Source organism: Lactobacillus sp. UMNPBX1, from assembly GCF_002554085.1.
Lineage (GTDB): Bacteria > Bacillota > Bacilli > Lactobacillales > Lactobacillaceae > Lactobacillus > Lactobacillus crispatus.
In genome coordinates this window covers 1-372 of the sequence record NZ_PCZI01000078.1, presented here as the reverse complement: position 1 = coordinate 372, position 372 = coordinate 1, and the positions used below count along the sequence as shown (strand labels likewise).

The 372-nt window shown below is 40.3% G+C and carries 1 pseudogene; it reads left to right on the top strand.

Going from position 1 to position 372, the window contains the following annotated elements:
- Nucleotides 1-372: pseudogene (locus tag CP352_RS11100) on the top strand (replication protein); the annotation flags it as partial.

The following is a 372-nucleotide window of genomic DNA, read 5'->3' as shown; positions in this document are numbered from 1 at the left end:
ATTACACACGCTGCTAGGGCCTCTCAAAGCAAGAAAGAACAAGCAGATAAAGACATGGTAGCTACTCAAGAAAAAGAAAAAGCTGCCAAACAGCAGCAAGAACAACAAGAACAGCTACTAAATCAACAGCGACAACAACTACAAACTTTACAAAACCAAATTAACGATGCTGACGAACAATTAAAGCAACGCAAATTACAGCGCGTTAAGGAAGCTCAACAGGAAGTTGACCGTAATAACCTAATGTACGGTGATAATGAACCAATAACCGCAGACAATATCAACGATGTTGAAGCCTCCATCGACCAATGGCGCAATGATCAACGGCAACAATGGCAAACAGATCAAACCAAACACACTAAGCTTATTAAT